This is a genomic window from Spirillospora sp. NPDC052242, assembly GCF_040679555.1.
Taxonomy (GTDB): Bacteria; Actinomycetota; Actinomycetes; order Streptosporangiales; family Streptosporangiaceae; genus Spirillospora.
In genome coordinates this window covers 14,190-35,660 of record NZ_JBFAUZ010000017.1, presented here as the reverse complement: position 1 = coordinate 35,660, position 21,471 = coordinate 14,190, and the positions used below count along the sequence as shown (strand labels likewise).

Sequence of the window (21,471 nt, the reverse complement as noted above, 5' to 3'; positions counted from 1 at the left end):
GGCGCTCGGCCGGCTCTATGCGGTCCTCCGCGGCTGGAGCACCGGCGGCATCCAGACGCGGGCCTCGATGCGCATGCCCTTGCTGACGACGCGGAGGCGCCCGTACGCCTCGGGCATGATCAGCCCGCCCTGGCCCGCCGCCTCGGCGAACAGGCGGTCGGGGACGATCAGGCCGGCCTCGGCGTCGGGGTGCGCGTCCAGCAGGTTCTTGAACGCGCGGGCGTCCAGGAGCCGGAACAGCTCCAGCGCGGTGTCGCCGGCCACGCCGTGGGCGTCGCGGACGACGGGCCCGTGGTGGACCGCCAGGCGGAGCCGCAGGCGGGCGTTCGGCCCGGCGTAGCGGTTCTCGCGCCGCAGGACCGCGGTCAGGTGGTACGCGAGCGGGTCCAGGAGGACGTTCGGGTCGATGTCGGCCGGGAACACGATCAGCGCCCCGTCGCCGCGGTCCTCTCGGTGGCAGTCGTCCAGCGCCAAACCGGTGATCTTCAAGGCGTCGCCGAGCACCTGGTACATGCCCAGGCGCAGCCGCCGGCGCAGGCCCGCGTCGCGGGGCCGGGCGCCGAAGCCGACGATGTCGACGGCGACCAGAGATGTGCGCATACAACTCTCCTTCGAGTCGATATGGACGTCCGTTGCTTCGTCGTCGGCCCAGAAGTCCTCGAGTTGCCCGGGAGTCAGTTCCGACACCGGCACATGCGGCAGGGTCCGGCCGGTGCGGACGGCCCAGGAGCTGAACAGCAGCCGGGCCACGTCCCGCCAGCACGCCTCGTCGGCGTCGAATACCGGCAACAGGGGCAACACGCACGGGCCTCTCTGGTCGACGCATCGAAGATGGGACGAATCATGGAGGCGATCAGTCCGGTTCGTACCGACTTTCCGGGCATGTAGAAGAAGAGAGAAGAACGATCTTGCATGGCCGCCCGCCGGCGCCTGAACAGAATCACGTTCTATGGCAGATGACACTGTCGTCCCGTCACGCCACTGGGACGCTACCCTCGACCAGGAGCATTCCCCCTTTACAGAACGAGATTCTCATTGGACCCACGACGCGCCGCGATCCTCGCCGAGTTCCGCAGCCTCCTGGAGAGGGCCTTGGAAATCGCAAAGGTGAACTTCGCCGCCACCGAACGGCTTTCCTTACGGCTCACCGGAAAGCCGGGCATCCATGGAGAGCCCCTGGGGTTCGTCTCGAAGTCGACGTTCCACGCGCACGCGCGCACCACGCGCCGGCAGAGCCTGCCGTCGTGGCCGTGGGTGGTCAACCTGTGGGCGGTCCTCGTCGCGGCGGCCGTCGACAACAAGGTCGACCCGGCTCCGCTCGGCACGCTGAAGGACTGGCAGGACGTCTACGACCGGACCGAGAGCAGGCTGCGCCGACTCCGCATGGAGCCCGCCGGCGCCGACGTGGAGACCGGGCCGGCGGCACCGCCGCCCGACCCCGAGATCGACCCGCTCGCGACCTGGTGGGCCGCGTACGCGGACGTCGTGGGTCCGTCGTTCCGGCGCTTCCTCAACCTCGAACCGCTTTGCGGGGACGTCCGCTGCTACGAGACCGCCTACATTCCCGGGCTCCTGCAGACCGAGGAGTACACCGAGGCGGTCGTCCGACTCCGGCACGGCGACGCGTCCGACGCCGAGGTCCGCCGGCGGGTGGAACTGCGGATGCTGCGCCAGAAGCTCATGCCGTACGGCGGCCGCCGGGTATGGGCGCTCGTCAACGGGCTGGCGCTGGCGAACCCGGCCATCGACACGGCCGTCATGAAACGGCAGTTGCGGCACCTGCTCGACGCGCCGTCCCACATGCCGGTCCAGGTCGTCCCGGTGAACGCCCGCGCCGCCCATCTGGCGAGCGGGCCCATCACGATTTTGCGCTTCGACCACGAGGGCATACCCGACACCGTTTATTTGGAGCACGACGATGGCGCGCTCTATCCGGCCGACCTCCATATACGCGCGGAATACCTCAGGCGATTCAACGACCTCGCGATCATGGCGCATCCCCGCCACGTGTCCCGGCACATCATCGAACGGCTGATCAACGGGATGTGAACGGCCGTCACCGGTCTCCGTGCCGGGGTTGCCCGCACGGGGAGCACCGCAGAGGATGGGGGCTCCCCCCACCTTGGAGAGCACGTGACGAACGGCGACTTCCCCTGGGCCGAGGCTGAAAACGAGCTGTCCGAAATCGACACTTCGGTCCCGCACTCCGCGCGCATCTGGAACTACTGGCTCGGCGGTAAGGACAACTTTCCGGTCGATCAGGCGGCGGGCGACGAATACGTCCGGACGTTCCCCGGCATCCTCGACATCGCGCGCCTGACGCGCGGCTTCCTCAAGCGGTCGGTGCGGTTCCTCGCCGGGGAGGCCGGCATCCGGCAGTTCCTCGACGTCGGCACGGGGCTGCCCACCGTCGACAACACCCACGAGGTGGCGCAGCGCGTCGCCCCCGACGCGAAGGTCGTCTACGTCGACAACGACCCGCTGGTGCTCGCGCACGCGCACGCCCTTCTCACCGGCACGCCCGAAGGCGCCACCGACTACGTCGACGCCGACATGCACGTCCCGGAGAAGATCCTGGAGGCGGCGGAGCGGACGCTCGATCTGAGCCGGCCGGTCGGGCTCACCTTCATGGGCGTGCTCGGCCACGTCACCGACGACGACGAGGCGCGGCGCATCGTCGGCGCCCTCATGGACGGTCTCGCACCGGGCAGCCACCTGGCGGTCTGCGACGGCTACGCCGTCGCCTCCCCCGAGTTCGCCGCCGCCCAGCAGGGCTACGACGAGGGCGGCTCCGTCCCCTACAAGCTCCGCGACGGCGAGCAGATCGCGACGTTCTTCGCCGGGCTCGAGCTCCTTCCACCGGGCCTGGTGGCCGTCTCCGAGTGGCGTCCGGAGACGGAGGCCATCGGCGACCCCCCGCAGGTCCAGCCGCTCGGCGGAATCGGAGTGAAGCGCACCTAACGCCCGCTCATGATCATCAGAACGGCCCCAGAAACCGGAGGACGCCCGACCGTAAGGCGCGACGCCCCGCTCGGTGCGACGGGGCGAAGCACCCTTCGAGCCCCCGGACCCCCGAACGAGAAAACCCCCCGAGCGAATCGGGGGGTTCCGGGGGGGCGCCCCCGGGCGAGCACTGCGGGCCCCGGCGAAGCTGACGCCCGAAGGGCTCAGCGAGCAGGATTCCCCGCCTCGGCTCCCGCGATTGGACTCGAACCAATAACCTGCCGGTTAACAGCCGGCTGCTCTGCCGATTGAGCTACGCGGGATCGTCGTGCGCGTCGGGGGGTTTCGGTCCCCCTCGGCGCGTCTAGGTTAGCGCATCTCGGGGGTGGTTCGCGCACGCGTTATGGGTGGCGACGGCGATCGTGGGTATGGGGTTCGGCATCATCCGCTCTTACCCGGGGGTTGGAACCACCATGAAGCACCGCATGACGTTCATCGCGGGCGCCGCGATCGGCTACGTCCTCGGGACGAAGGCCGGTCAGGAGCGCTACGAGCAGCTCAAGCGGTTCACGCGGCAGCTGCAGGAGAACCCCAACGTGCAGGAGGCCACCGGCATGCTGCGGGCCAAGGGCGAGGAGTTCGCCGGGGCCGCGAAGAGCAAGGCCGGGAACATGCGCAACGCGAAGGGGCACGTGCCGGAGCAGGCCGAGCACCAGGAGCGCCCGACGGTCCACCCCGGTTAGAGGCCCGTCTGGCGCCGCAGGTCCTCGAGGATCTGCTCGGCGCGGGCGCGCAGGCCCGGGTCGTCCGGGTCGAGGCCCGCGTCGAACACGAACGTCCAGCGCACGTCGCCGCCGGTGGCCGGGCGGCGCCCGGCGATGCGGACCCCGCCGCCGCCGGGCAGCTCGGCCCGGTGGCTGACGGCGACGGTCGCGGTGACGCGCTCGCGGATCGTCTCCGGGACGGAACCGGGTTCGGTGAGCCGCACGTGGTGCGCGGCGCGCGAGGTCTCGGTGACGTGCAGCCAGCCGTCCTTCCACGCGGCGGTGTCGACGCGCTCGTAGGGGATGCGGGCGAACCCGCCCTCGGGGGTCGGCAGGTGCAGGGCCGTCGTGGTGGCGGCGACGTGCGAGCCGCCGCGGGTGGGGGCGTGGGCGAGGACGCGCTCGCCCCGCTCGAGCGGGAGCGCGGCGCGGAGGTCGGCGGGCAGGGAGCCCCGGAGTAGGCGCATGCCCCGAATGTAGGCGATCAGGCGGCGCGCGGGGCGCGGCGGGCGCCGAGGAGGTCGAGGACGAGCGCGGCCGACCAGGAGTGGTCGTGGCCGCCGCGGCCGGAGCCGTCGAACGGGTCGAAGAACTCGCGGAAGCCCGACTGGCGGACGAGCCGGAGCGTGGAGCCGTACAGCAGGTCGGCGACGACGGGGAGCCCGTGGACGAGGGCGCCGTACCAGATCAGCCAGTTCGTGCTGATCCAGGTGGGCCCGCGCCAGTAGCCGGTGCGGTCGAACGAGGGCGACTGGATGTCGCACGTGGGGATCGGGTACCCGGCGGCCCCGGCGAAGCGGGCCGACAGCAGCAGGTCGACGAGGGCGCGGACGATCGGGCCGGGCAGTTCGGGGTCGAGCAGGGGCCCGAACGCGTTGATCGTCACGGTGGGCAGGAGCCGGCCGCCGCGCAGGTCGCGGGCGCGGAAGCAGCCGGTGTCGGGGTCCCACAGGCGGTCGAGGAGGGCCCGGTGGACGCGCGCGGCGCGTTCCCGGTGGGGCGCGGGGTCGGCGCCGACGATCTCGGCGAGTTCGGCGAGGGCGTGCGTGGACGCGAGGTAGGCGGCGTTGACGAGCGGGTCCTCGACGGCGAACGGGTGCGTCTCGCGGATGTGGCCGGGGCTGTAGGCGGTGTCGCGGAGCAGGGTGACGAGCCGGACGTACCGGTCGTAGTCCTCGCCGGTGGGGAGCGCGCGGGGGCCGCGGGCGGGCGCGAAGGCGTCCGGCGGCAGTTCGAGGGCGCCGAGCGGACGGTCCCAGGCGGGGCTGTTGTCGAGGCCGGACTCCCACGGGTGGCAGATCGCGATGAGGCCGCTGGACTCCAGGTCGCGCACCTGGGCGAGGTAGCGGTGCTGGGCGGCGAGCATCGGGTAGATGCGGGCGGCGAATGCGGGGTCGGGCGCGGCCTGGTGCAGGCGCAGGGCGACGAGGGCGTGCAGCGGCGGCTGGGTGAGGCCGGACGTGCGGACGCCGCGGGGCGCGGCGGGCTGCCGGTCGCTGCACCACAGTTCGGGGCCGGGGAAGAACGCGCGCCGGTCGAGGTCGGAGTTGAACACGATGTGCGGGAGCATCCCGTCGGCCCACTGGCCGCGGAACAGGGACAGCAGCTCGCGGCGGGCGCGGTCGGGGCGGTGCCGGGCGAGGCCGAGGGCGACGAACGCCGAGTCCCAGCTCCACTGGTGCGGGTAGAGGCCGGGCGACGCGGCGGTCGCGGCGCCGGTCCAGTTGGCGTCCAGCACGCACGCCGCGGCCTGCCACAGCGCGGTCTCGTCTCCGGTCAGCCGGGAGCTCATGTGTTCAGACGGCCTCCTTCTTGACGATTGTGACGCCATATCCGTGCCGCGACGAGCCCTCCGCGAAAGTCGGTTCTCCACGGTTCACGGGGAAGGCCCGTGATTTTTCACGGTGCGGTGGCGCGCGCCAGGAGCCATTCCGCGATGTCCTGCCCCGCGAGGACTCCCGCGGACGCCGTGACGCTCGTGCTCGGGGACGTCCAGCCGGTGTCGTGCAGTTCGCCGTGGGCGGGACGGACGGCGGCGTCGGCGGCTTCGAGGAGTTCGATGTCGAGGAGGGAGTCGCCGGCGGCGAGCATGGTCGCGGCGCCGGTGCGGCGGGCGACCTCTTCGGCGGCGGCGGCCTTGGTGAGGCCGGACGGCAGGCAGTACACCTTGCGGCCCTGCAGGGACGTGCGCCAGCCGCGGTCGGCGCACCAGCCGGTGAGGTCGTCCACCCAGCCGGCGGGGAGCGCGGCGCGGTCGACGACGGTGTAGGCGAACAGGTCGGAGGCGGTGCGGCGCTTGAGGACGAAGTCGCCCGAAACGCCGGTGAGGTGCGCCCGGACCTCGGCGAGCGGCGCGCACCCGGCGGACACCCGGGACCGGACGAGCGCGGACCACTCGGGATCGTCGGCGCCGTCCACCAGCAGGTGCCCGCCGTTCGCGCAGATCGCGTACGCCGGCGGCTTCTCGAGGAGGTGGACGCGGCGGTACTGCTCGGGCGTGCGCGTCGTGGTGGGGACGAACACCGCGGCGGCGGCGAGGGCCTCCACGGTGCGGGCCGCGGCCTCCGTCATGTAGGAGAGCGGTTTCCCCTGGTAGAACTCCACGCACAGGAGGCGCGGCATCGCCTCGTCCGGGCCGTCCAGGGCGAACGCGGCCTGCGAGTAGATGAGCGTGCGGTCCAGGTCGGAGCACACCAGGACGGTCACTGAACGGCCCCCTTGCCGAACTTGGGGTGGATGAAGCCCATGCAGGCGTACGGGAAGGCGTCCGGCCCGACCTCTTCGACGGGGACGCCCCGTTCGCGGGCGAGGAGCCGGATGTGCGTCACTTCCGGGCCCGCGTCGGAGCGGATCAGGATCTTCCAGGGGACGCGGCGCAGCAGCACGCGGGTCGTCTCCCCGATGCCCGGTTTCACGAGGTTGAGGTCGTCGGTGCCCTGCGCGCGCGCCCAGCGCCGGACGGCCTCCCAGCCGGACCAGTCGGGCGTCCGGTCGGCGGCGCGGAGGCCGGGCAGGTCCTTCGCGACGCGTTCGGCGACGTCGTCGAAGCGGGCGCGCACGGTGTCGAGGAAGAGCGCGGAGACGTCGTCGGCGGCGAGGTCCGCATAGAACTTCGCGCCGTGGAAGTCGCCGGGCCCGATCAGATCGGCGTTCAGGACGGTACGGCTGACCAGGCCGGACACCGTCGAGTTCAGGCAGGCGGACGGGACGAGGAAGTCGTCGCGGGTGCCGTGCAGCGGCGTGCAGCGCCCGGGATCGGCCAGGACGGCGAGGTCGGGCCGGAACGGGGTCCCGCGGAGCGCCGCGGTGAGCTCCCGGGTGATCGCGCCCTTGCCCGTCCAGCCGTCGACGAACATCACCGCGGACGGGTCGTGGTGGTCGGCGAGGTACCGGAGGGCGACGGTGTCGATGCCCCGGGCGCGGACGATGCTGATCGCGTAGTGCGGCAGGTCGAGGCCGTGCGCGAAGCGCGCCCAGCCCCGCATCAGGATCCCGACGGGCGTCCCGGCGCGGGCGAGCGAGACGAGGACGGCGTCCGGGCCGCGCTCGGCGAGGACCAGTTCGGTGACGAGGCCCGTCGCGTACGCGATGCGCTCGGCGGAGGCGTCCAGGGCCTCGTGGAACAGCCGCCGGTACTCGGGGCCCGGCTGGTACTCGACGGGCAGGGACTCCGCGTAGTGGGCGCGGCCCGCCTGGATCGCGGCCTCGCGTTCCTCGGTGGGCGCCTCCAGTTCCGCGTGGGAGAGGTCCTTGAGCAGCCACGTGACGTCCGCGGCGGGGTAGCTGCCGAATTCCGGGCCGTGCAGCGGCTTCACGCCTGCCTCCTGCGGGACGGGACGGCGGCGACCGTCACCGGGGCGAGCGCCCGCAGCCGGGGCAGGAGGCCGCCGGCGAGGGCGCCGGTGTCGCCGGCGTCGTCCACGACGAACACGATGCGGTCGAACCTCGGGGACACGTTGTAGGCGTACCGCTCCCCCGGCCCGTCGGCGGGGTCGTCGTGCGCGGGGAACGCGAGGCGGGTGCGGATGGCGTACCCGGGGTCGTCCACGGCGAGGACGGGCGAGCGCGTCGTCGTCGAGTACCGGACGTCCGCGTCCGGCAGGGCGTCCGCGAGCGCCTCGGCGAGGCGCAGGGGCGCGTACATCAGCTCTTCGAAGCCGAGGACGAGCACGCGGGAGAAGCCGTCGCCGAGTCCGTCCGCGATGGCGTCGGCCATGCGCGGCAGGTCCTTCTCCAAGCGCGCGCGGTGCGGGGGGAGGAAACCGTGGCGTCCGCCGTCGGGGAGGCCGGACGGCCAGTCGAGCCGGGCCCGCGTCACCGGGTGCGCGCCGGCGGCCGGGGCCGGCGGGTCCGCCGCGGGCTCGCCGAGGCTCGCCACGAGCGCCTGCCCGGCGTCCAGGATGCCGTCGGGCAGTTCGACGCGTCCCCCGGCGAGCGCGACGGCGTCGATGCGGACGCCCAGGCGGGCGGCGAGCGCGTCCGTGCGGGCCCGGTCGGCGTCGCCCCGCAGGTCGACGAGGGCGGCCACGACGTAGCGGCGGCGGGGGCGGACGGCGTGCAGCGCCTCGATCGTGTTCAGGACGGTGCGTCCGGTCGACAGCTCGTCGTCCACCAGGACGACCGGGACGCCGCGGTCGAGGTCGGCGGGGTCGGCGGGGAGCAGCAGATGGCTCGTGGCGTGGCTGTGCTCCTCCTCGAACCCGCCGTACGCGGTGAAGCCGGGGACCGGGCGGCGCGTGGAGTGCAGGTAGTAGGCGCCGCCCAGAGCGTCCGCCACGGAGTGCCCCAAGGCGGTCGCGGTCTCCGCGTAGCCGAACACGATCGCGTCCAAGGGTTCCCGGGGCTCGCACAGGACGTCCCGTAGCGCGGCCGCCGCACCCGGCGCGCCGCCCAAGGCGTCTCCGAGGAACGAACCCGCGCGGGACGGCGCGTCCACATCGCGCAGGCGCGCGCGCACGAGATCGCCCAGCAGCAGGCCCGCCCCGTACACCAGGCGCGGGTCGGTGGGGACGTGCTTGCCCAGCACCGCCGACACCAGCAGGTGCGCGCGACGCGGGTTGCGGCGGACCGCGAGCCCGACGAGGTCGGACAGCCCGACGCCGACCGGGCGCGCGCCGTCCGACAGCCGCACGCCGAGCCGCTCCGCGACCCACGCGCCGGCCCACGTCGTGTCGGGTCGCGTCATGTCGGGGCGTGCCATCTCGGGTCGCGCCATCTCGGGTCGCCTCCCCACATTTCGCATCATCGCACGTCGGCCGCTTCGAGCAGCTCGACGAACGTGACGTCCTCGGCCGCAACGCCGAACACGCGGGCCCGCAGCATCAGCCGCTCCGCCCACGCCCGGTGCGGCTTCGCCTCGTTCATCTTGTTGGCGTAGGCGCTCGCCATCGCCCCGCCCCCGGCGACGCCGAGGATGTCGGCGGCGTCGCAGTACTCCTCGTGCGTGACGACCGACAGCGCGTGGACGGCCGCGACGTGGCTCGGATGGATCACCGTCTTGCCGGTGAGGCCGTTCGCCTTGTCGAGGTGCACCTCGCGGATCAGCCCGTCCAGGTCGGAGGTGATGAGCCGCTGCCGCAGCGGCGCGGCCCGCTGCTCGTCGAACGGGGTGCGGCGCAGCTGCGGCTTGAACATCCGCTCGCCCGCCGCGAAGTACTCCCAGACCGGCCCGGTGATCACGAAGCCGGTGCCGTCGGCGCGGCCGAGCACGTTGACGACGTCGCTGATCACGCCCGCCACCGGCCCGATGTCGTAGATGGTCAGGTCCGGCGGGCGGCGCAGCCCGTACGCGGCGGACATGTCCGTGGCGCCGAGCCGGACCGCGAGGATCCGGTCGCGGTGCTTGGCGAGCAGCCGCGCGATGTCGTCCAGCATCGCGGCGCGCGTCTCGGCGTACACCGTCTCGGGGCTCTCGATGACCGGCATCGCCAGCAGCCGCAGGCCCGTCCGGACGGCGGTGTCGGCGAGGGCGTCCAGGAACGCTCCACCGGTGGACGCGCCGAACTTCGGCAGCACGAACCCGGTGACCAGCTCTGCGGCGTCGCCGAGCCGGTCGATCAGGTCACCGATCTGCCGGGGGGCGCGGACGCGGACGAACAGCAGCGGTGCCGCGGCGCCGCCCGCGTGCAGGCCCGCGAACGCGTCGATCAGGTTGGCCTCGCCCCGGACGACGTCGGTGTCGGCGATCGCGTCCTCCAGGCACACGACCATGCTCTTCACCCCGCGCCGCGCGGCCTTCACCATGTCGTCGGCGAGGGTCGGGCGGGTGGCCGGGGTGTAGAGCGTCGCGCCGAGCGCGACGGCCAGCACCGCCGGGTCGTCGTGCCGGGTGAACGACCGCGGGTGCCGGTAGAACAGGTGCTTGCGGCGGGCGGCGTCGACATGGTCGAAATGCCGCATCGCCGACCGCCGCGCGCACTCGTCCGGCGTCGCGAGACGTTCCGTGCCGGGGTGGTGCATGCCCGTCACGGCCGCCGGTTCGGGTCGCTCACAGGTGCGCCGACACGGCGGGCAGCAGGTGCTGGAAGGTCCGCCCGGTCGCGGTCGCGCCGATCGCCGTCATCGACCAGCCGCTCCCGTCCCGGGACACCTTCGCCATGATCTGCGCGTTGTGCCGGCCGCCCTCGCTCAGCTCGTACCGGGCGATCTCCTGCCCGGTGCCCTCGTCCACCAGCCGGCAGAACGCGTTCGCGATCTGCGAGAAGTCCTGGCCGGTGAACGAGTTCACGGTGAACACGAGCTGCTGGACGTTGTCGGGGACGCGCTGCAGGTCGACGTTGATGACCTCGTCGTCGCCCTCGCCCTCCCCGGTCAGGTTGTCGCCGGTGTGGCGGACGGCCCCGTCCTTGCTCTGCAGCTGGCGGAACCACACCTGGTCGGCGAGGTTCCCGGCGGCGTCGAACAGCAGGCACGACGCGTCCAGGTCGATGGACTGGGCGCGGCTCTTGCCGAACAGGCCCTTCTTCGCGACGGCGTCCCAGCCCAGGCCCATCCGGACGCGGGTGAGGCTGCCGCCCCCGGGCTTGGCCAGCGAGACCTTCTGCCCCTTCTGCAGCGAGATCGACATCGTCGGCTCCTTCGGTGATCGATGGGGATTCGCGTGAGTCGTCGGACGGGGGACGGGGTGGGCGGGGCGGGGGTCAGACCTTTCCGGCGTGGAGCTCCTTGTCCTCGCCGGACGCGGCGGCCGAGCCGCCGTCCGACCCCCGGTTGCGCAGCACCGAGCTGATGAACGCGGCGATGATGAGGCCCGCGCCGAGTCCGCCGGTGATCCACTCGGGGACGTGGCCGCCGATGCCGATCAGCATGCAGACGGCGAGGGCGCCGATCGCCCAGTGGGCGCCGTGGTCCAGGTAGACGTAGGTGTGCAGGGTGCCCTTGCGGACGAGGAACACCGTCAGCGACCGGATGTACATGGCGCCGATGCCGAGGCCGATCGCGATGACGATCGGGTCGGTGCTGATCGCGAACGCGCCGATGACGCCGTCGAAGCTGAACGAGGCGTCCAGCACCTCCAGGTAGAGGAACAGGAAGAAGCCGGCCTTGCCGGTGGCCTTGGCGAGGTCGCTCGGGCCCCGCCGGATCGTGACCTCGCCCTCGGGGCCCTCGTCGTCATCGCCGAGGTCCAGGCTGCTGGCCTCGGAGAACAGCTCGCCGAGCCCGTTGACGAGGATGTAGGTCACCATGCCGAGCACGCCGGCGATCATGACCTCGCCGGGGTCGTCGGCCCAGATCGAGGCGACCAGCGCCAGCGCGCCGCCGGCGATGACGACCGGGAGCTGGTCCAGCCGGCCCATGATCGCGAGCGGCTTCTCCAGCCACACCAGCCAGTGGATCTCGCGCTCCTCGAACACGAAGTTGAGGAACAGCATCATCAGGAACATGCCGCCGAACGCCGCGATGGTCGGGTAGGCCTGCTCCATCAGGTGGTGGTACCGGTCGGAGTCGTTCAACGCCAGGTCGAACGCCTCGATCGGCCCGAGCTGGGCGGTGATCCCCACGATGACGAGCGGGAACACCAGCCGCATGCCGAACACCGCGATGGCGATGCCGATCGTCAGGAAGATCTTCTGCCAGAAGGGGCTCATCCGGTCGAGCACCTTGGCGTTGACGACGGCGTTGTCGAACGACAGGGAGATCTCGAGGACGGCCAGGACCGCGACGAGCGCGAGCCCCGTGGGCCCGCCGTAGAAGAAGGCGGCCACGAGGCCCGCGGCCGTGACGCCGAAGGACCACCCGAAGGTGCGAAGAATCATACGAGTATTTCTGCTAGTCAGTTGGGCCGGACGGGTCTCGCCCGGCTCGCGGGGGCGGCCGGCGGCCGGCCCGCGTCTCGGTCGGCCGACCTGCGGTCAGCCGACGTTGACGCCGAAGTCCATGGCGATGCCCGCCAGCCCCGAGGCGTACCCCTGGCCGACGGCCCTGAACTTCCACTCACCGTTGTGACGGTACAGCTCTCCGAACACCATCGCGGTCTCCGTCGAGGCGTCCTCGGTCAGGTCGAAGCGCGCCAGTTCGGCGCCGTCGGCGCGGTTGACGATGCGGATGAAGGCGTTGCGGACCTGCCCGAAGTTCTGGTGCCGGTTGTCGGCGTCGTAGATGGAGACGGGGAACACGATGCGCTCGCACTCGGCGGGCACCCCGCTGAGGTCGACGTTGACGACCTCGTCGTCGCCGTCGCCCTCACCGGTCAGGTTGTCGCCGGTGTGCTCGACCGAGCCGTCCGGGCTCGTCAGGTTGTTGAAGAACACGAAGTGGTGGTCGGACAGCACCTTCCCGGACGCGCCGAGCATCAGCGCGGACGCGTCCAGGTCGAAGTCGGCGCCGGTGGTGGCCCGGACGTCCCAGCCGAGGCCGACGGCGACCGCCGTGAGATTGGGCGCGGCCTTCGTCAGCGAGACGTTGCCGCCCTTGGCGAGTGAGACACCCATGTACGGGCCACCCCTTCCGTGCAGACAGATCGGATCCCTGCGACGCTCGAGCGAGCGATCAGATGTTGACGCCGAAGTCCGCCGCGATCCCGGCGAGCCCGGACGCGTAGCCCTGGCCCACGGCGCGGAACTTCCAGTCGGTCCCCGCGCGGTACAGCTCGCCGAAGACCATCGCCGTCTCCATGGAGGCGTCCTCCGAGAGGTCGTAGCGGGCCAGCTCGGTGCCGTCGGCCTGGTTCATCACGCGGATGTAGGCGTTGCGGACCTGCCCGAAGTTCTGGCCGCGCGAGTCGCCGTCGTAGATCGACACGGCGAACGCGACGCGCTCGGCGGTGCCCGGCATCGCGCCGAAGTTGACGTTCAGCCGCTCGTCGTCGCCCTCGCCGGCGCCGGTCGTGTTGTCGCCGCTGTGCTCCACCGCGCCGTCCGGCGTGCGGAGGTTGTTGAAGAACACGAAGTGCTGATCCGTGATGATCTTGCCGGACGCGTCGAGCACGAGCGCGGACGCGTCGAGGTCGAAGTCGGTCCCGGTGGTGGTGCGCAGGTCCCAGCCCAGGCCGACGGTCACCGCCGTCAGCCCCGGCGCCTGCTTGGTGAGCGATACGTTGCCGCCCTTGCTGAGACTGACGCCCACAGGTTCCTCCAAGATCGCTGTCGTCACCGGACGCACCACTGTTCGTACGGGCGTCCAGGTATATCGACGTAGCAGCGATGCTATCCGTTCCAATCGGGCCGCCGGCATTACCGGAGAGGCGGTCCCCTGCGCGACACTGGGCAGTGGACGAAGGGAGGCGGCGTTGCGGGGCGACCAGCGCAGGCGAGGCCGGGGGGCGCAGGAGGCGGCGGCGGCGATCGAGGCGAGGGAGGCGGCCGCGTCCGCCTTCTACGACATGGACCAGGCGCAGAAGTTCATCGACGGCCGCGTCACCGTCTTCGAGGACCTGGACGCCCGCGCGGCCGAGCCGGCGCGGCGCGAGTTCGCGGGCCTGTCGGAGGCCGCGGACGCCGCCGCCCTCGCCTACATCTCCGTCGTCGACGCGCACGACGTGAGCGACCAGGATCGGTCACCGGCGGAGTACGACGCCGCGCGGCGCGCGTTCGTCGGCTGCGAGGAACGGCTGCGGAAGGCCGCCCGCGACCTGAACGGGTTCGCCGAGCGGCTCTCCCCCAAGATGGCGCGGCTGGAGTCGGCCCTCGACCTGCTCCCGCCGAAGCTGGCGACCGCGCGGGACGCGGTGGCCGCCGCCGAGGCCGCGGTGGCGGCGGCGCGGGAGGCCGGGATGGACGCCTCCGACCCGGCGGCCGAGCTCGACCGGGCGCGCGAGTCCCTCGGCGTCCTGTCGTCCCGCGGCCTCGGCGGGCTCGGGCTGGACGGCGCGCTGCGCCAGGCCGAGGAGGTCCGGGAGATCGCCGAGCGGGCGCGGGAGGCCGCGGCCGAGCTGCCGAAGCAGGGTGAGAAGGTCCGCAACTCGCTGAACTCCGTCAAGACTCGGGTGGACGTCGTCGCGAACCGGGTCGAGACGGTCCGGGCGGCGATGAAGACGATGCTGCGCGAGTACTCGCAGGCCTGCTGGCAGGATCTGCGCGGCGCGCCCGAGGCGATCGAGGCGGGGGTGGGGCGCGCCCGGGAGCGGATGGACGAGGCCGCCGAGCACGCCGCCCGCGGCGAGTGGAAGGGGGCGCAGCGGGCGCTGACCGCCGCCCGCACGGAGCTGAACGCCGCCGACCGCCGCGCGGGCCAGGTCACCGGGCGGGTGCGGAGCCTCGCGGAGGTCGCGGCCGACCCGAGCGCGCCCGTCGAGGGCGTCCGGTTCGCCGTGCGGGACGCGCAGCGCCTCGCCGTCGCGCAGCCGGGGGGCGCGGCCCCGCACCACGCGCGCGTCTTGGACGGGCTGGTGGAACGCCTGGAGAGGGCGCCCGAGCGCCTCACCGGCACGCACCCCGACTACTGGGCGTACCTGCGGGAACTGGAGTCGATCAAGACGGCGGCGGGCGACGTCGTCACCCGCATCCGCGAGGAGCGCGCCGCCCAGGGATGACCCCGGGCTGGCCCGGGGGCTAGCGCGGACGGTCGTGCAGGCCCATCGTCAGGTTCCGCGCGGCCATCGGCGGGCCGCCGGGGGCGGCGTCCTTGTAGGGCGGCACCTGCCCGTGCTGCTGCCCGTGCTGCGGCATCGGCGGCGCCTGGTCGCGGGGCTGCGCGGCGGGCTCGGCCCACACGGCCGTGCCGTAGGCGCACACCTCGTACGCGCCGCCGCCGATCGGGGCGGTGTCGAACCGCATGCCGACGACCGAGTTGGCGCCCTTGCGGCGGGCCTCCTCGCCGAGCCGGTCCACCGCCTCGCGGCGGGCCGCGGACAGCCCGGCGGCCGGCCGCTCCCCCGTCACCCGGAACGTGGCGCTGCTGCCGGCGGGCCCGTGCTGCGGCGCCACGCCCTGGTCGGCCTGGACGGCCGTGCCCAGGACGTCGCCGAGCACGCTGCGGATCTCGTAGCCCGCCAGGCCGTCAGTGGTCACGATCAGCATGGCCACAACGGTAATCGACGGGACGGACGAAATGCGACGTGCGTCCTCTTTCGGGCGGCGGCTCCGGTGACCGGCTCCTGCCACCTCCCCGGCACGGGCGGGCGCGCCGGGCGCGCACCGGCCCGGCGCGCACCCGCCCGTGGCCGAGAATTCACTCGAGGTACTCCCGCAGCATCTGCGCGCGGGACGGGTGCCGCAGCTTCGCCAGCGTCTTGGACTCGATCTGCCGGATCCGCTCGCGGGTGACGCCGAACTCCCGGCCGACCTCCTCGAGCGTGCGCGGATGGCCGTCGGTCAGGCCGAAGCGCAGCTGGATGATGCGCTGCTCCCGTTCCGACAGCGTGCCGAGGATGTCCTCCAGCTGGTCCTGCAGCAGGATGAACGCCGCGGCCTCGATCGGGACGACGGCGTCCGCGTCCTCGATGAAGTCGCCGAGGTCGGAGTCCTCCTCGCCGATCGGGGACTGCAGCGACACCGGCTCCTGGGAGATCCGCTGGATCTCCACGACGCGGACCGGCGTCAGCCCCATCTCCAGGCCGATCTCCTCGGGCGTCGGCTCCCGCCCGAGGTCCTGGTGGAGCTGGCGCTGCACGCGGACGAGCTTGTTGATCGTCTCCACCATGTGCACCGGGATCCGGATCGTCCGGGCCTGGTCGGCGATGGCCCGGGTGATCGCCTGGCGGATCCACCACGTGGCGTAGGTGGAGAACTTGAACCCCTTCGTGTAGTCGAATTTCTCGACCGCCCGGATGAGTCCGAGATTTCCCTCCTGGATCAGGTCGAGGAACAGCATTCCCCGGCCGACGTAGCGTTTGGCGATCGAGACCACCAGCCGCAGGTTGGCCTCGATCAGGCGTTGCTTCGCCCGTCTGCCCTCGCGGGCGAGCAGTTCGAGGTCGATCCGTTCGCCGCGGTCGAGGACGGCGGCGCGCGCCGTCTTTTCCTCCGCGAACAGTCCCGCCTCGATCGACTTCGCGAGTTCTACTTCATCTTCTGCCGTGAGCAGCGGTACGCGACCGATCTCTCTCAGATAGATCCGGACCAGGTCGCTCGTCGGCGCCCGCTTGCCGAGGTCTCCCTCATCAACCCGCGCGACGTCCTCGTTCTCCTGCTGGGGTTCGAGGACGTCCACCCCCTGCTCCGCGAGCATCCGGACCACCCGCTCCAGCGAGTCGTCCGGCAAGTCCGAGCGGTCGAGCGCGGCAGCGACGTCCGCGACGGTCACACCGCCGCGCTCTCTGCCGCGTGCGACGAGGTCCGCCACCTGATCAACCGATGGCGCCTCGCTAGGCAGCACCGAAGGGCTCACGCAGACAGTCTGCGATAAATGCGGCCTAGATCACAGGACCCATTTTGCCGGTGCTTGACTCACTGCGCTCCAAGACCGCGCTCACGCAACACCCGTCGCTGCTGCTCAAGCGCTACAAGATCGCCGAAGAGCCGGTTGTACTCTTCCGGATTCTCGGCCGGATTCAGCCGCCCGAGTTTAGATTTCGCGTCGGCGATCATGCGGGTGAGCTGGCGTTCCTGGATTCGGGCCAGCAGTTCCGCGGCATAACGGTCGTCCGCTTCGGCTGCGGACCGTACCGGCTCGACTCCGAGCATGGTGATCAGGTCCCTGACCTGGTCGTTCGGGGACAGTTCCAGGAGCGCCCCGACCCATTCGGTGACCGCGCCGGCCGCCGTCACCCCGCCCGCCGAGCCGATCACCGCGCGGACGGCGGCGTGCTGCGGCGCGATGAACGCCTCGGGCAGGACCTCCTCGTCGAACCCCGGCCCGAGCAGCGCCGGGCGCTGCACGGCCAGTTTGAGCAGCTCCCGCTCCCGCTGCACCTCGGGGTCGTTCGGATCGACGGCCGGACGGGCGGGCGCCCCGGGGCCGCCGCCGGGCCCGCCGTCGCGGCCGTTCGCGTTCCGCCCGTTCGGGCCGTTCGGGGCGCCGCCGGGAGCGCCCCGCCGGGGGTCGCCGGGCCGGCCGGCGTTGCGCCCGTTCGCGGCGCCGCCGTGCCGGCGGACCGCCAGCTCGCGGACGCGGCGCAGCACGAACTGCTCGTCCATGATGCCGAGCCAGCGGTCCAGGTTGATCGCGTACATGTGGCGGCGCGACCGGTCCTTGATCGCGGCGACGACCGGGGCCGCGGCGTCCAGCGCGGCGAGCCGCCCCTCGACGGTGTCGAGGTCGTGCCGCTCGATGGCGCTGCGCACCGCGAACTCGAACAGCGGCACCCGGGACGCCACCAGGTCGCGGACGGCCGCGTCGCCGTGCCGGATGCGCAGGTCGCACGGGTCGAGGCCGTCCGGCTGGACGGCCACGAAGGTCTGGCTGACGAACTTCTGCTCGTCGTCGAAGGCCCGCAGCGCCGCCTTCTGCCCCGCCGCGTCGCCGTCGAACGTGAAGATCACCTCGCCGCGGAACTCGTCCTGGTCCATCAGGAGGCGGCGCAGCACCTTGATGTGGTCGTCGCCGAACGCGGTGCCGGACGTGGCGATGGCCGTCTCGACGCCCGCCAGGTGGCAGGCCATCACGTCGGTGTAGCCCTCGACCACCACGGCCTGCCGCCGCCGCGCGATCGCCTTCTTGGCGAGGTCGGCCCCGTACAGGACCGAGCCCTTGTGGAAGAGCGGCGTCTCGGGGGTGTTGAGGTACTTGGGGCCGTCATCGTCGTCGTACAGGCGGCGCGCGCCGAACCCGATGACGTCGCCGCCGAGGTCGCGGATCGGCCACATCAGCCGGCCGCGGAACCGGTCCATCGGCCCGCGCCGCCCCTCCTTGGCGAGGCCGCCCGCGACGACGTCCCGGTCGGCGAAGCCGCGGCCGCGCAGGTGCCGGACGAGGCCCTCCCACTCGCGCGGCGCGAACCCGACGCCGAACCGGGCGGCGTCGGCGGGCTCGAAGCCGCGCTCGGACAGGAAGCGGCGGGCGATCTCGCCCTCGGGCGCGGCGAGCCGCTCGGCGTAGAACTCGGCGGCGGCCTTGTGCGCCTCCAGGAGCCGGGCGCGCTGCCCGCCGTCCTGGCGGGGGCCGCGCCGCCCGTCGTCCTCGTAGCGGAGCTGGATGCCGGCCTGCGACGCGAGCCGCTCCACCGCCTCGGAGAACGACAGGTGGTCGATCTCCTGGACGAACTTGATGACGTCGCCGCCCGCCTCGCAGCCGAAGCAGTAGTACAGGCCGCGCGAGGGGGTCACGTTGAACGAGGGGGACTTCTCGTCGTGGAAGGGGCACAGGCCCTTCAGGTTGCCGCCGCCCGCACTGCGAAGCTGCAGGTACTCGCCGATCACGGCGTCGATGGACGAGCGCTCGCGGACGAGCGCGATGTCCTCATTGCGAATACGGCCTGCCACGTCGATGGAGTCTACGGCCGGGCGACGACATCCGAGGCATCCCACCGGGAACGGGCGTCCCCCGCGGCCCGGCGGCGGCCGCCCGGGGACACCGTCGAACCGCGGTCGAATCGCCACGTCCGCGCCGCTGACCGGACCCGGCCCGGTTAACCGTCGGTAACCCTGTGACGGCTATGGACAACCGGGACCGGTGCGCGGTGAGATGGCGAACCGAGATTATGCCCACCCCCAGGCGGACCCGATGACGGATGTTGTGCTGGACGGCGTCGAGAAGATCTATCCCGGCGGGCATGCCGCCGTCCGGAACGTGCGGCTCCGGATCAACGACGGCGAGCTGTTCGTGCTGCTGGGGCCGTCCGGATGCGGCAAGTCGACGATCCTGCGGATGATCGCGGGCCTGGAGGAGATCACCTCCGGCGACTTGTGGCTGAACGGCTCCGTGGCGAACGAGCTCACGCCCCGCGAACGGAACGTCGCCATGGTGTTCCAGGAGGGCGCGCTCTACCCGCACCGCACCGTCAAGGGGAACATGATGTTCCCGCTGGAGGTGTCGGGGGACGATCGCGCCGAGGCGTCCGCACGGGTGGTGGAGCTGGCGCGCGCGCTGGGCCTGAACACGATGATCGACCGGCTGCCGGGCACGCTGTCGGGCGGGCAGCGGCAGCGCGCCGCGATCGGCCGGGCGCTGATCCGCGAGCCGTCGCTGTTCCTGATGGACGAGCCGCTGTCGAGCCTCGACGCGGGGCTGCGCACCGAGCTGCGGGTGGAGATCTCCGCGCTGGTGCGCTCCAGCGGCACCACCACGGTCTACGTCACGCACGACCAGGTCGAGGCGATGACGATGGCCGACCGCATGGCCGTCCTGCGCGACGGGGTGCTCGAGGACGTCGGCACGCCCGAGCAGATCTACGAGGACCCGGCGACCGTGTTCGTCGCGGCGTTCCTCAGCTCGCCGCCCATCAACCTGCTGCAGGCGACGCTCTGGGCGGTCGAGGGCGAGGGCCTGCAGCTCGACTTCGGCGCGCAGCGGCTGCTGCTCCCGTGGGACGACCCGCGCGCGTCCTGGCTGATCAGCCAGCACGGCCGCCCGGTGATCGTGGGGATCCGCCCGGACACGCTGACGCCGATCGAGTCCGGCGCGCCGGCCCGGCCGGGCACGGTCCTGTCGGGGCAGGTCCGGTCGCTGGAGTTCCACGGGCACGAGTGGCTCGCCTACGCCGGGGCGGGGATCCCGGTCGTGGACGCGAACCAGGTGGGCCGTCCGGTCCGCGCCGGGTACACCGAGCCCGAGCGGCCGGGGATCCGCGACCGGGTGCGGACGATGCTGGGCCGTCCCGCCGCGGACGCCGCGCCGCCCGAGGAGGAGCACGCGGGCCACCACCGGCGCTCCGACCTCGTCTTCCGCATCGGTCCCGGGCAGCGGCCGAACCCGGGCGACCACGTGGCGCTCACCGTCGCGTTCGACCGGATGCTGATTTTCGACGCGGCCGGGAAGCGCGTCACGCCCGTCCAGCGATGATCCGTTCCAGCCGCGCGAGGGCCGCGCCGATCGCGGCCTCGTCGGCGGCGCCGTAGCCGAGGACGAGGCCGCGCGCGGCGGGCCCGGTCACGGCGAACTCCGACAGCGCGAACAGCCCGACGCCGGCGTCGAGGGCGCGCCGCGCGACGGCGGCGTCGTCCGTCCCGGCGGGCAGCGGCGCGCTCAGGTGCAGCCCCGCCTCGGCCGGGACGGGCCGCGACCAGCGGCCCGCGAGCTCGGCCATCCGCTCGTGCCGGGCCTGGTAGGCGCGGCGCGAGCGGCGGACGTGCCGGGCGAACAGGCCCTCGTCGAGGAACCGGGCGAGCGCGGCCTGCGCGGGCAGCTCGGCGTGCCAGCTCGACGCGTACCGGGCCAGCCGGAGCGCCCGGTGCAGGGACGGCGGCGCGACGAGGAACCCGAGGCGCAGCACCGGCCGCATGACCTTGGAGAACGTCCCGGTGTAAAGCACGCGGCCGTCCTCGTCGATGCTCTGCAGCGGCTCGATCGGGCGCCCGCCGTACCGGAACTCGGTGTCGTAGTCGTCCTCGACGATCACCGCGTCGCGGCGCCGTGCCCAGTCCAGCAGCGCGCGGCGGCGGGGCAGCGACATGGGCATGCCCAGCGGGAACTGGTGGGACGGCGTGACGTAGACGGCGCGGGCCGCGCCGGGCAGCTCGTCCACCCGCAGCCCCTCCGCGTCGACGGGCACGCCGACGACCCGGAGCCCCGCCGCGCGCAGCAGCATCACGACCGGCGGGTAGCCGGGGTCCTCGACGGCCACGACGTCGCCCGGCTCCAGCAGCACCCGGACGATCAGGTCGATCGCCTGCTGCGTGCCCGAGGTGACCAGGACGTCCGCCGCGCCGGCCCGCACCGAGCGGGAGACGCCGACGTGCCGCGCGATCGCCTCCCGCAGGTGCGCGAGCCCGGCCGGGTCGCCGGCCGACGCGGCGTCCCGCAGCCCGGACGGGCGCAGCACACCGGCGGTGATGCGCCGCCACGCCTCGAACGGGAACAGCCGCACGTCCGGGACCCCGGCGCGCAGGTCCCAGCGGATCCCGGGCATGGGGCGCGGCCAGACCTCCAGGCCGTCCCAGATCCGGCGCGGCCGCAGCGGCGACGCGGCCGGGGCCCCGCGCGGCGCCGCGCCCGCGTCCTGGACGAACGTGCCCGCGCCCGCGCGGCCGTAGAGGAACCCTTCGGCGGCGAGGCGGTCGTAGGCGACGGCGACGGTGTTGCGGGAGACGGCGAGCCGCCGGGCCAGCTCCCGCGTCGGCGGCACCGCCTCGCCCGCGCGCAGCCGCCCGTCCAGGATCGCGTCCCGGAGCTGCCGGTAGATCTGCCCGGACAGGTCCTTCCGGCCGACCAGGCTCACGTGAAGGTCCACCGCACGACCGTAAAGCGGCTCAGTCATTTACCGCAATTTTGGCCCTGTCATTGGGCCGAT

The 21,471-nt window shown here is 72.8% G+C and carries 20 protein-coding genes and 1 tRNA gene; 5 read left to right on the top strand and 16 right to left on the bottom strand.

What is annotated here, in order from left to right:
* Positions 1-15: 15 nt before the first annotated feature.
* Complete coding sequence (locus AB0L25_RS16025; protein ID WP_500172605.1) at positions 16-801, bottom strand: nucleotidyl cyclase domain-containing protein; 786 nt, start codon at positions 799-801, stop codon at positions 16-18.
* Between the two features lie 234 nt (positions 802-1,035).
* Between AB0L25_RS16025 and AB0L25_RS16020 the strand changes: the two genes are divergently transcribed.
* Together AB0L25_RS16020 and AB0L25_RS16015 are read left to right on the top strand one after the other, a co-directional pair.
* On the top strand, positions 1,036-2,049 hold the full coding sequence (locus AB0L25_RS16020) for a DUF5753 domain-containing protein (protein WP_500172603.1): 1,014 nt from the start codon (positions 1,036-1,038) through the stop codon (positions 2,047-2,049).
* Positions 2,050-2,133: 84 nt separating this feature from the next.
* Entirely contained in the window at positions 2,134-2,961 is an 828-nt protein-coding gene (locus AB0L25_RS16015; protein ID WP_500172601.1) for an SAM-dependent methyltransferase, read from the top strand.
* A gap of 232 nt (positions 2,962-3,193) precedes the next feature.
* Here the strand turns inward: AB0L25_RS16015 and AB0L25_RS16010 are convergent.
* Positions 3,194-3,266, bottom strand: a tRNA-Asn gene (locus AB0L25_RS16010).
* Positions 3,267-3,416: 150 nt separating this feature from the next.
* On the opposite strand from AB0L25_RS16010, the gene AB0L25_RS16005 reads away from it, so the two are divergent.
* Positions 3,417-3,686, top strand: coding sequence for a YtxH domain-containing protein (locus tag AB0L25_RS16005; protein WP_500172599.1), 270 nt, complete (start codon positions 3,417-3,419; stop codon positions 3,684-3,686).
* Here AB0L25_RS16005 and AB0L25_RS16000 read toward each other — a convergent pair.
* The 10 genes from AB0L25_RS16000 to AB0L25_RS15955 form a co-directional block, all read right to left on the bottom strand.
* Positions 3,683-4,174 (bottom strand): hypothetical protein, encoded by a 492-nt coding sequence (locus AB0L25_RS16000; RefSeq protein ID WP_125611595.1) that lies wholly within the window; start codon positions 4,172-4,174, stop codon positions 3,683-3,685. The genes AB0L25_RS16005 and AB0L25_RS16000 overlap by 4 nt on opposite strands.
* 17 nt (positions 4,175-4,191) lie before the next feature.
* Positions 4,192-5,499: an amylo-alpha-1,6-glucosidase gene (locus tag AB0L25_RS15995; protein ID WP_500172596.1), complete on the bottom strand. Its 1,308-nt coding sequence runs from the start codon at positions 5,497-5,499 to the stop codon at positions 4,192-4,194.
* 107 nt (positions 5,500-5,606) lie between these two features.
* A complete protein-coding gene (locus AB0L25_RS15990) occupies positions 5,607-6,413 on the bottom strand; it encodes an HAD family hydrolase (RefSeq protein WP_500172594.1) in 807 nt (268 codons plus the stop codon).
* Entirely contained in the window at positions 6,410-7,522 is a 1,113-nt protein-coding gene (locus tag AB0L25_RS15985; RefSeq protein ID WP_500172592.1) for a cysteine protease StiP family protein, read from the bottom strand. Before AB0L25_RS15985 ends, AB0L25_RS15990 begins: the two co-directional genes overlap by 4 nt.
* Positions 7,519-8,892 carry a phosphoribosyltransferase family protein gene (locus AB0L25_RS15980; RefSeq protein WP_500172590.1) on the bottom strand — a complete coding sequence of 458 codons (1,374 nt, stop codon included), beginning with the start codon at positions 8,890-8,892 and terminating at the stop codon, positions 7,519-7,521. The genes AB0L25_RS15985 and AB0L25_RS15980 overlap by 4 nt, the downstream gene beginning before the upstream one ends.
* Positions 8,893-8,948: 56 nt before the next feature.
* Positions 8,949-10,166 (bottom strand): HpcH/HpaI aldolase/citrate lyase family protein, encoded by a 1,218-nt coding sequence (locus tag AB0L25_RS15975; RefSeq protein ID WP_500172837.1) that lies wholly within the window; start codon positions 10,164-10,166, stop codon positions 8,949-8,951.
* Positions 10,167-10,194: 28 nt separating this feature from the next.
* The gene (locus AB0L25_RS15970; RefSeq protein ID WP_500172588.1) at positions 10,195-10,773 is read right to left on the bottom strand and encodes a TerD family protein; all 579 of its coding nucleotides are present in this window, start codon (positions 10,771-10,773) and stop codon (positions 10,195-10,197) included.
* Between the two features lie 73 nt (positions 10,774-10,846).
* Entirely contained in the window at positions 10,847-11,962 is a 1,116-nt protein-coding gene (locus tag AB0L25_RS15965) for a DUF475 domain-containing protein (protein ID WP_500172585.1), read from the bottom strand.
* Positions 11,963-12,058: 96 nt separating this feature from the next.
* Entirely contained in the window at positions 12,059-12,637 is a 579-nt protein-coding gene (locus tag AB0L25_RS15960; RefSeq protein WP_500172583.1) for a TerD family protein, read from the bottom strand.
* Positions 12,638-12,695: 58 nt separating this feature from the next.
* The gene (locus AB0L25_RS15955) at positions 12,696-13,271 is read right to left on the bottom strand and encodes a TerD family protein (protein ID WP_500172581.1); all 576 of its coding nucleotides are present in this window, start codon (positions 13,269-13,271) and stop codon (positions 12,696-12,698) included.
* Between the two features lie 163 nt (positions 13,272-13,434).
* On the opposite strand from AB0L25_RS15955, the gene AB0L25_RS15950 reads away from it, so the two are divergent.
* Positions 13,435-14,676 carry a molecular chaperone DnaJ gene (locus AB0L25_RS15950; protein WP_500172579.1) on the top strand — a complete coding sequence of 414 codons (1,242 nt, stop codon included), beginning with the start codon at positions 13,435-13,437 and terminating at the stop codon, positions 14,674-14,676.
* A gap of 19 nt (positions 14,677-14,695) precedes the next feature.
* On the opposite strand, the gene AB0L25_RS15945 is transcribed toward AB0L25_RS15950, so the two are convergent.
* The 3 genes from AB0L25_RS15945 to dnaG all read right to left on the bottom strand — a co-directional run bounded on the left by AB0L25_RS15945 (position 14,696) and on the right by dnaG (position 18,505).
* Positions 14,696-15,163 (bottom strand): YbjQ family protein, encoded by a 468-nt coding sequence (locus AB0L25_RS15945; RefSeq protein WP_500172576.1) that lies wholly within the window; start codon positions 15,161-15,163, stop codon positions 14,696-14,698.
* 151 nt (positions 15,164-15,314) lie between these two features.
* Entirely contained in the window at positions 15,315-16,460 is a 1,146-nt protein-coding gene (gene rpoD / locus AB0L25_RS15940) for an RNA polymerase sigma factor RpoD (protein WP_500172835.1), read from the bottom strand.
* A 71-nt stretch (positions 16,461-16,531) separates the two neighbouring features.
* A complete protein-coding gene (dnaG, locus tag AB0L25_RS15935; RefSeq protein WP_500172573.1) occupies positions 16,532-18,505 on the bottom strand; it encodes a DNA primase in 1,974 nt (657 codons plus the stop codon).
* 241 nt (positions 18,506-18,746) lie between these two features.
* Between dnaG and AB0L25_RS15930 the strand changes: the two genes are divergently transcribed.
* Positions 18,747-20,024, top strand: a complete 1,278-nt coding sequence (locus tag AB0L25_RS15930; RefSeq protein ID WP_500172571.1) for an ABC transporter ATP-binding protein — start codon at positions 18,747-18,749, stop codon at positions 20,022-20,024.
* Here AB0L25_RS15930 and pdxR read toward each other — a convergent pair.
* Complete coding sequence (gene pdxR, locus AB0L25_RS15925) at positions 20,005-21,411, bottom strand: MocR-like pyridoxine biosynthesis transcription factor PdxR (protein ID WP_500172569.1); 1,407 nt, start codon at positions 21,409-21,411, stop codon at positions 20,005-20,007. The two genes, AB0L25_RS15930 and pdxR, sit on opposite strands and share 20 nt — an antisense overlap.
* Between the last annotated feature and the right edge of the window lie 60 nt (positions 21,412-21,471).